The following is a 9,929-nucleotide window of genomic DNA, read 5'->3' as shown; positions in this document are numbered from 1 at the left end:
TCAGGTTGCCGAGATAACCGGGCCACGCGGCGCCGCGCGCACCGACGCGGTCGTTGGCGGCATTAAATGCCTGCCAGCCCTGCATGTTGACGCGGATGCGGACGGCAATGCTGTCGGCGCCGGTGTTCCAGGGCTTCCAGTTCTGAAGCTGCTTCGCGCCTGATCCGTTCACAAATTCCATCGGAAGGACGATGGGACTCGTGCCGGTGATAAGGACGCGATTGCCGTCGGGGAGGATGTCGTTTTCCCAGCCCTTGTGTTCGTTGTCACCCGTCGCGCTCACCGCGTTGGTGAAGAACTTGTACTGGATCGTGTCGTTTGCGGGGAAGTCGTACGTTCCTGTCCACAAATCGCCGCCGATGTTTGTCAGTGTGATCCCGGTGGAGCCGTTCCACTGGAGTGGCGGCGTGTCGCCGCGCACCTGCACGACTGCCTTGTCCGGATGCAGCGTGTCGGGCACGGTCGACGTGTTTACCAGGAACGTCACCTTCACAGTGGTCTGCGCACTGGCCACGCCAACAAGCGCGAGCAGCAATGCCGCAAACACAAACAATTTTCGCATGATGAACCTCCGGTTGGTGAATGGATGATTGTCTATCGAGTGAATCAGAGAATGTGATGCTGTGGCTTTCTTCTCGTGAAACGGTAAACCGCAAACGGCAACAGGGAAAAAGGGAAACTAAGAATGGGAGTTGGCACGGCCACTTTTTGGAATCTAGCTCCTAACTCCCAACTCCTACTTCCTTTCCTAGAACACCACCCCCATGGTGAGCGTCTGCACGTTTTTGAAAAGTCCGAACTCCTGATAGGTGTAGTCGACCGAGGCGGCGACGGTGCCGAATATCGGATAGGATACTCCGATACCTGCGGTGAAGCCCTCCTCCGTGTCGGTCAAGAACAGCGACTTGTACCCGGCGCGCAGGAAGAGGATGTCCTTGAACGCCAGTTCCGCGCCCGCGTTGACCGATCCGTCGTTGTCGTTGGGACGAATGGCATCGGCGGCGACGGACAGCGAGACGAAGTCGTTTTTCATCGCCTGATACGCGACCCCGACGCGGAAGAACAGGGGCAATTCCCACGAATCGGTCTTCAGATTCGCCACGATGGTTTGGTTGTTGCCGTTGTTTTCGGGATCGAGATCGATGCGGCGCGTGAGATCCTTGCCGTCGAGCTGCATGTCGGTGCCGAAATTCGAGAGGCTCATGCCCAGGCGCATACCGTCGAAGGGTGTGATGAACAGCAAGCCTACATCAAAGGCGATGGCCGTGGCCGATTCGTTCCAGATACGCTGGGTGATGTACTTGAATGATCCGCCGATGGAGAAACGGTCGGTGAGGTTCCGCGCGTACGAGAGCCCGAAGGCGATGTCGTGTGCCGTCCAGATCTCGCCGGTGCCTTCGGGCGCAGCGACGGTGGTTACGATGTCCTGTCCGTAATCGAGCTGTGTCAGGTGCACGGCGAACGCGTTGTCGGCGTCGAGCGCGATCTGCAGACCGACCCAGTTGAAGTCGGTGCCGACCAGCCAGTCGGTATGCGCCGCCATGAGCTGGCTCGTGCCCGGACGTGAAAGCGCGCCGGGATTCCAATACGCGGACGAGACGTCCGACCCCAGCGCCGTGAACGCGCCGCCCATGGCTGCCGCGCGCGGTCCGACGCCGATACCGAGAAACTGCGCCGCGGTGGTGCCGACCTTCGACTGGCCGGGCGCCTGCGCGAGTGCGACGAGGATGAGGGCGAAGACTAGTGCTGTGTTTCGTGTCGTGTTCATCGTGTCCTCCGCCGCTTACTTGATGATCGCGATCTTGCCGGATTTTGTTCCGGCGGGTGATTCGAGCACGTAGAAATACACGCCGTAGGCGATGTCGAGATTCTCCTTCGACTTGACGTTCCAGGAGACGGTGCCGTCGTTGATCTCGCTGTCGTGACGCAGCGTGATGACATGGTCGCCGCGCGAGGTGAAGATGTTGATCACCGCGCGAGCGGGCACATGGATGAAGTCGATTTTCCGCTCACCGCGGCCCGTCGTGATTCCGGGCGGCAGAGGAGACTCGTGTGTCGTGGCCGAGATGTACGGATTTGGCACGACCTTCACCATCGAGAGATCGGAGCGCGCCTTGGCCTCGTCAACCTTGGGCAGCGACGGCGTGAATCGGTACACGTCGCCCGCCCTGTACGGCTTTGATGTGACAAGCGATAGCTTGTCCCCATCGGTGAACGTAAAGACGGTGCCGGGCGGATCGGTGGGCCGGTTCACAAACGACATTGTCCATGTAAAGATGGGCTTCCCGTTTTGGTCGGGATCGAAGATCGACAGTTCATCGGTCGAAGACAGCTTCTGGTTTCCGTCGGTGTCGGTGAGGATGAAGGGACTCTTGCGCTTCTCCGTGATGTTGTACACTGAGAAATTCACCGGCACGGCGGGAGCGCCGTACAGAGCGGCCGAGGTGTCGCTTACGTTTGCGGTGAAACGGATCTCATAATCCGACGGATACCGTGTGCCCTTCAGTGTGTCGCCCGGTGCGAGCAGAATGTTGGTGGTCGCGAAGGTGTACAGCATGCTCTTCGCGCCCGTGTTCCAACCGGACAGACTGTCGATCAGCCGGATCTGCCAGTCGTTGGTGAACACAAGCTGCAGGCCGTCGAATATGTCGGCGTCGAGCGCCTCGGGTATCCACGGACTGTTCTTGATGTAGGGGCTTTTGGCGACGGGGAAGTATGTGTACAGGATCTCGTACTCGCCGCTCATCGCTCCCGCCCCAGCGGGCCGGATGTCGCCGCGGCGCGTATCGAGGCGGTACCGCGAGGGATCCACCTGTCCGGCGCTGTTTTTCACCAGCACGCCCGAGGCGTCGAGGTTCGAATGCGGCAGCTTTATCGGCAGCGTGTCCTTCACGGAAAAACGATAACTCTGCTGCGTGAGATTGCGCACGCTGTATGTGGCCGTGATCTGCGGCATCTCCGCGATGTCGTTGCCGTCGGTTTTTCCGTTGATGTCGTTGTCCACGCCGTCGCGCGAAATGTCGGTGAAGGTGATCTCATACGTGTTCGCCTGCAGCGCCATCGGGTCGAGACTCTGATACGCGATGCCTCCCGTTGCGAAACTGCTGACCGGCGCGATGTCGGTTCGCGCCTGCGGCCCGCTGAATCCGGCCACGGGAGCGTTCGGCACCACACGCACGGTGTTGATGTCGAGTTCCGGATCACCGGTCGCGGTAAGCCGCACGCGTTTCGAATTCTCGGCGGGGAAAATGTCGGTGCGCTCGTTGCCGCGGTCGTACGCCACAACGGCGTAGTAATACGTGCGGCCGTTCTCGACATCGTGGTCGGTGTATTCGTGCACGAGTCCTGAATTCGAACCGAGATTGAAGGAGCGCCCGCTCACGGTTTCGAACAGTTCGCGGCTGGCGCGGAAGTAGCCGCGTACGCTGTCGATCAGATCGTACTGCGCTATGGGCTTGAAACCCACGATGGTGCCGTCGGCATCACTTACGCGGGCCGCGTCGAGGAAGTTCGGATCGGTGGCCTTGTAGATCTTGTAACCCTGGAAGTCGTATTCGCGCAGCACCGGATCGTAGGAACGTTCGGCGGTACGGTCCCAGTACAGTGTCACGGAACGATCGCCGGGAACGGCGCGCAGCGTGGGTTTGTCGGGTGCGACAGGGAAGCGGTAGTTGCTGTTGTAAATTTTCTGCACGGTGCTGCGGTGTTTGAGGAGGTCCGCGATGTCGCTCTCGAACCCTCCGTCGCCACCACCGTACACGAGCGCGAGCGAGAAGCGTTCGGTGCGGCCCGCGAGCAGCGGGAAGTAGCCGCTGCCGTAGATGAAGTCGCCGTCCTCGCCGCGCTGCGGCCTGTTGTTGACGATCGATTTCGGCACGTCAAAGAAACCGGGGGCGAGACGTTTCCACAGATCCTCGTCGTCGCCCAATGTGATGTCGCCCGCGGGCGTGAAATACTGGAAACTCGTGAGGCCGATCTGGTCGGATTCGTCGACGTCGGTCTTGTCGATGTTCGGTTCGCCGGGCAGGCCCGTGTCGTTGCCGAAGGAATCGTAGCCCGAGGTCGGCACGCCGTCGCGCTCGCCCGCGTCGTTGGTCGCCGCGGCGCCGTCTCGGCCGAGGTCGTCGAAGTCGATGTTCCAGTCCTGATCGTTGTCGATGCGGTCGTCACGGCGCTCGTCGATCATGCGGTCGGCTCCGCCCGCACCCGCATAGTCGGTGTAGCGTACGGGCCGCAGCAGATCAATCAGCGTGTTGCCCTGCGTGTCGCGCTTGAACTGACGGTAGTGCAGGAAGTAATTCTCGTCGATGATCCCGTCGAGATCGTTGTCGACGCCGTCGTACGCGTTCGGATTCACGATCTGGTTTCCCTGCTGATCGCGGATGATGTTTCCTTCCGTCAATACCGTTGTTCCGGGTACGATGTCGATAACCGCTCCACGGGTCTGAATACTCGTCGGTGTCGCGCCGAGTGTCTGCACTGTGCGCGTGTAATCGTTCCCGATCACCACGATGCGGTCGCCCGGTCGTATCAGTGTCGAGTCGAACGAGGCCGAGGTGAAGTACGGCGATGCCGCGGTGAATCCCGCGTCGTTGTCGTTGTCGATGCCGTCGAAGGCGTTGCCCGGACTCTCGAGGAAGGCATACCCGACGAGGCCGACGGGACCGATCCAACTCGGATTGCGGCGGTTGTTGTCGGGGAAATCACCCGTGTATGTGAGATCGAGATTGATGTCGAAGAACGAAAAATCGTCGTCGTATTCCTGTGGCGAATTGTCGTTGCCGGTCACACCCACGTAGGTGCCCACAAGCATGCCGAACACGGCCCGCGTGTAATCGGTGGTGCCGGTGTTCTTGATCTCGTAGAGCCAGAACATGTTGTCCTGCGCGAGGAATTGCGCCCACTGCATCGATCGCACGGTGACGTCGAGCCCGAGTCCGTTCCGCGCGGGATTGCGGCTGTCGGGCTTGAACGCCACACCCAGCGAATTGTTGCCCGCGACGTTGAAGCGCTCGTCATTGTTGTCGTCCATCACGAAATAGGTCTCTTCGTCGGCGCTCGATGTTTTGCCGAAGTAGCCATTCCAGGATCCGCGCCAGCCCGGATCGTTGGCGTCCTGCAGCTTGTCGGGCCAGAAGACGGGCCATGTGGCGGCGTTGGTGTACAGCGCGATTCCCTGCTGCGCGCTGTTGAAGTAACCGGCGACGGGTTCGAGCGTCCATGCCTTGCCCGACGGAGCTTCGTCACGCCTGCGCGTGGGCCTGTCCACCGGCGCGGTGATGGTGCTGTGGAAGGTCTTGCCTCCGGAGACGACCTCGGCACCGATAAAGGGACTCACGTCTCCGAGAAAGCCGTTGTTGTCCTGTATCCACGCGCCGCGCGGACCGCCGGTGCCGGGCTGTCCGATGACACCCCAGTTGCCGTACACGGTCTTGACGCGGTTGCCCGACATCACGTTCGAACGGCGGTATTCACGCCCGCTCTGCGCGAAACTCTGCGCCGCTGAGGCGGCGAGGAGGACCAGTGCGAAAAGAATGATTCGTCGTGTCATGGTTCCTCCGCCTTAAAATTCGATGGTCGCGCCGATTTCGATGCGGCGGGGTTCGGAGTAGTATGTGGAACGATTGAAATACTCGTCGATGGTGTTCACGTATTCGGGCGTGTTCTGTTGTTTGATGCGTTCGAGATCGGTCGTGTATCCCGCGCGTCCCGTGTCGTCGAACACGTCCATCTCATTCAGCGTGTCGAAGAGGTTGAAGATGCGCAGGAACAGATTGAGCGTGGCGAAGCCGAGTCCGAAGTTCTTGTACAGGCGCAGATCGGCGTTCAGCGACGAGGGCTTGGTCTGGCTGTTGACGATCAGCGAGGTGATGTCCTCCGCGCGCCGGGGCGTGTATGGCTGGCCGCTGCCGTACTGGAAAATGAGGCTGCCGCCGTAGGACGAGGCGTTGTAGGACACCGTGCCGTTAATGGTGTGGCGCTGATCCCAGCCGAGCGGTGTGAGCTGCACTTCGGGCAGATCACCGCGGGCCGCCGCCTGCTGCGCCGAGTATGGATCGGAGGATGTGCCGCGCGCGATCTGGAACGTGTAATCGAGAGTCGCGGCGAGTCCGTCCATGAAACGTTTCTGCAGGGACAGCACGATGCCGCGTGTGAACGCGAAGTCGCTGTTCACGATGCGCGAGTATGTGGCCGATCCGCCGAAAATGGTGATCTGCTCGGCGCGCGTGCCAGCGAGGTCGCGCGTGTCGCGGATGTACGCGGTCACGTCCATCGAGATGTCGTCGCTGAGCTGCTGCTGCAGGCCGATCTCGGCGTTGACGGTCCGCTCGGGTTTGAGATCCGCATTGCCGACTGTGCCCTGATTGCCGGTGCCGGTTCCGAGTTTGAAGAAGGGATTCGTGTACAGATATTCGAAGCGCGGGATCTGGAAGAAATGTCCGTAGGAGAAATGCAGCACGCCGCGGTCGGTGATGGGGAAGGCCGCGCCGAAGCGGGGACTGAATTGCCACTTCGCCGTTGTGTTCGTGTACCAGTAGGCCTGACGTTCGGCCAGTGTCACCTCGGTCTCGTTCGCGTCCTGCACGCCGTTGTTGTTGGTGTCGTGGAAACGATTTGAGGGCTTGATGGGATTGTAAATGGACGGGTCGGACGGATCGGAGAGTATCTGCCCGGCAGGATCGAAGTAGTCGAAACGCACACCGAGGTTGATGATCAGATTGTCGAATTCCATCTTGTCCTGCACGTACGCGGCGTACTCGCGCGGCGTGCGCGTGTACTGGTCGTGATAGATCGTGCTCACGTCGAGCACGCGCGTGCGTATGTAGGGGGAATCGGTCAGCAGGTTGATCTCGGTCTGATCGGCCGCCGGACGCAGTGTGATGTCGTCATACGCCAGCTCGTGCGAACTGAACTGCAGGCCGCCCTTGACGAGATGCTGCTGCGTGATCTGGCTCGTGAAGTCGGCCTTGCCCACGAGAGTGGTGGTCGTGCGCTGGAAGTGCCGCATGTCGGTGCCGCCGGTCGAGAAACTGTACGGCGTGACCTGCAGCAGCAGGTTCGGATGCACGTAGCGCGGATCGTTCATGTCCTCGTACACGTACGAACGGAAATCTTTCTTGAAGAGCGACAGCCCCACGGTATAAAAGGTGCTGTTCGAGAGCACATGTGTGGCCTGTGCGAGATGTGTCTGCCCGAGCCGGTGATTTGTGGGCGCGCCCATGGGATTGAGAACGTAGAACGAGTTGAAGTCCTTGTACGTCACATCATCGTGGATGTACTGGTACCACAGTTTCACACCTTCGAACACGCGGAAGGAGAGTTTGCCCTGCGCGTAGAATTTTTCGCTGCCGTTCATTTCCACCACCGAGCCGTCGCCGCGTCCCGCAGCGCCGTCGCGGTTGCGGATGAAGTTGCCCGCGCTGTCGATGAGCGCGATGTTGTTCGGCGTGAAGACGTTGTAGCCCTTCAGCCAGCCTCCGAATTTGATGGCGCGCGCGTTGAGCATGAAGAACACACGGTCGCTGAGCACCGGCCCGCTCAGACTCCCCTCGAAGTTCCGTATGGCCACGGGATCGAATTTCTCGAGTCCGCGGAAGATGGAGGTGTTCGATGTCGCGTAATCGCCGATGTAGCTGCCGAGACTGCCGCGGAAGCGGTTGTCGCCGTCCTTTGTGGCGATGTTCACGATGCCGGACAGCGCCTGCCCGTATTCGGCATTAAAGGCGCCGCTCACCATCTGCAGCTCCTGCACCTGGTTTTTATTGACCTCGACCACGGTGCCGCCGTCGTACACGTCGGTGACGGGCACGCCGTCGATCCAATACGAGATCTCGCCCTGTCGACCGCCGCGGAGATGTCCGTCGACGTACCCGGCCTGCAGACTGAGTACTTCACTGACCTCGGTCACGGGCAGCGCATCGATCTCGTCGCTGCCCACGACGGCGGTGCTCGCGGTGAGGTCGCGCTGTACCGTCGGTCTTTCGGCGGTGACAACAACCTCATCCTTGAGTTCCACGACGGATTCGCCGATCTGAATATTGATACGCGCGGTGAGGTCGATGTTGACCTTCACGTTTTTTGTGAGCACCGGCGCGTAGCCGATGGACGAGGCGCGCAACTCGTACGTGCCAGGCGGCACGTTCAGGATGGTGTAGTCGCCGTCGAGATTTGTGGCGGCGCCGAGCGTGGTGCCCACGATCACGATGTTGACGCCTGGCACACCTTCGCCGGTTTTTGCGTCCGTGACCTTGCCTGCGATTTTGCCGGTCGGACCGGCGGTTGCCGCAAGCGGCGCGAGAAGGAGGAGGAAGAAGAACAGTCGCAAGGGTGTCATGGCCTATGCCCGTGCTGTTTCGTGGACGTGATGAGTGGTCTCGTGCTGCCGCGCGCGCTGTGTGGTGCGGCGCACGACAAGTTCCGGGGTGAAGGTGCGGTGGGCGATATCGAGCTGCGGATGATCGAGGCGCTCGAAGAGGCGCTGTGTGGCGAGGGAGCCCAGCGTGGCGATGGGCTGCCGCATCGTGGTGATGCCGTAGTATTGTGAGAGCTCGATGTCGTCGAAGCCCACGAGCGACATGTCGCCCGGACACGAGAGCCCGCGCTCCTGCAGGGCGTGCAGAGCCCCGATGGCCTGAATGTCGCTGGCGATGAACATGGCGGTGGGGCGTTTTTCCGGCGGACCATCGAGGATGCGCATCATGATGTCGTAGCCGGCTTCCTTCGTGAAGCCGTCATTGACATCGTCCGCATTGGGGTAGTGAATACCGAGGTCTTCGGCGTTGTAGGCGGACAGTGCGGCCCTGTATCCCTTCGAGCGTTCGATGCTCGGAATCGTGTCGGCGTAGCCGGTCATCATCGCGATGCGGCGGTGCCCGATCGTGAGCAGATGTTCCGTCGCGAGGCGCGCGCCCTCGGAATTCTCGACGCTGAACGAATCGAAGTCGCCATGGCGCCGGTCGAGCATGATGAGCGGGAAATTCTCGGGCATGTTTGCACGCGAGAAACCCGCGGGCGGATCGAGCGAGGCCAGCAGGATGCCGTCGGCATGGCCGACGCGCAGCGAGCGGTGCATATAGCCCTCGATCTGTTTCGGGTGATTGACGCCGTAGAGCAGGAGGTCGTAGTCCTCCTGAAATAGCATGTCCTGTATGCCGCGCAGCATCTCGACAAAGAAATAGTTCGTGATGTACGGCATGATCACCGTGATCGTCCTGCTTTTTTTCCGCGCAAGCCGCTGCGCCGAGGCGTTCGGACGATAGTCGAGTTCGGCCGCTATCGCGAGTACATGCGCGCGCGTATTCGGACTCACCGAAGGATGGTTGTTGAGGACGCGGGACACAGTACCGACCCCGACACCCGCAGCTTTTGCTATGTCATAAATGGTAACGCTCACGTCGTCTCCGCTGAATGCGTTCGACAGGATTGTTTCGGAGGTGCGTGATACTTAGGGCTTGGAAGCTTGGAAGCGTTTCCAAATGTATAACGGAAACTGCGGTTTGTCAAGTCCCCGACATGCTTTTTTCACCATAACCCAATTTCAGATAAGAAGTTACGGCATATAGTATTTTACAAAACGCTTGAATCGCCTCCCGCGATTCTGTTGTAGATACAGCGGTTATCAGTTTTGGTTACACGTTGCCACGTGACACGTTTCACGTAGCAAAGTAGCAAAGTAGCAATGTAGCAATGTAGCAATGTGGCAAAGTAGCAATGTGGCAAAGTAGCAATGTGGCAAAGTAGCAATGTGGCAAAGTAGCAATGTGGCAAAGTAGCAGGTGAAAGCGGGGATGTACTAGCTACGATTAGACCTGACAGACGGTAGGTTGGTCTGTCTTATTCGAAGACTCAAAAGATGTTGGTAATGTATCGAGGAGTTTTTCTTTTGCAAGCGGTATGGAATCGAGAAAGGTCTGCATCGGCGTCTTGCC

At 59.9% G+C, this 9,929-nt stretch carries 5 protein-coding genes; all 5 read right to left on the bottom strand.

Translation table 11 applies throughout. The features are described from left to right. Nucleotides 1-562: hypothetical protein (locus HY962_17005; GenBank protein MBI5648633.1), on the bottom strand; the 562-nt coding region annotated here is incomplete at its 3' end. A gap of 186 nt (nucleotides 563-748) precedes the next feature. Continuing rightward, on the bottom strand, nucleotides 749-1,768 hold the full coding sequence (locus tag HY962_17000) for a PorV/PorQ family protein (protein MBI5648632.1): 1,020 nt from the start codon (nucleotides 1,766-1,768) through the stop codon (nucleotides 749-751). A gap of 15 nt (nucleotides 1,769-1,783) precedes the next feature. Then, on the bottom strand, nucleotides 1,784-5,551 hold the full coding sequence (locus tag HY962_16995; GenBank protein MBI5648631.1) for a hypothetical protein: 3,768 nt from the start codon (nucleotides 5,549-5,551) through the stop codon (nucleotides 1,784-1,786). A gap of 12 nt (nucleotides 5,552-5,563) precedes the next feature. Beyond that, the gene (locus tag HY962_16990) at nucleotides 5,564-8,335 is read right to left on the bottom strand and encodes a TonB-dependent receptor (protein ID MBI5648630.1); all 2,772 of its coding nucleotides are present in this window, start codon (nucleotides 8,333-8,335) and stop codon (nucleotides 5,564-5,566) included. A 3-nt stretch (nucleotides 8,336-8,338) separates the two neighbouring features. Continuing rightward, on the bottom strand, nucleotides 8,339-9,394 hold the full coding sequence (locus HY962_16985; protein ID MBI5648629.1) for a LacI family DNA-binding transcriptional regulator: 1,056 nt from the start codon (nucleotides 9,392-9,394) through the stop codon (nucleotides 8,339-8,341). Nucleotides 9,395-9,929: the final 535 nt, after the last annotated feature.

It is taken from the genome of Ignavibacteriota bacterium (assembly GCA_016218045.1).
GTDB lineage: Bacteria > Bacteroidota > Ignavibacteria > SZUA-365 > SZUA-365 > JACRFB01.
Note: the sequence above shows the minus strand (reverse complement) of the source record. Positions and strands in the feature narration are given on the sequence as shown.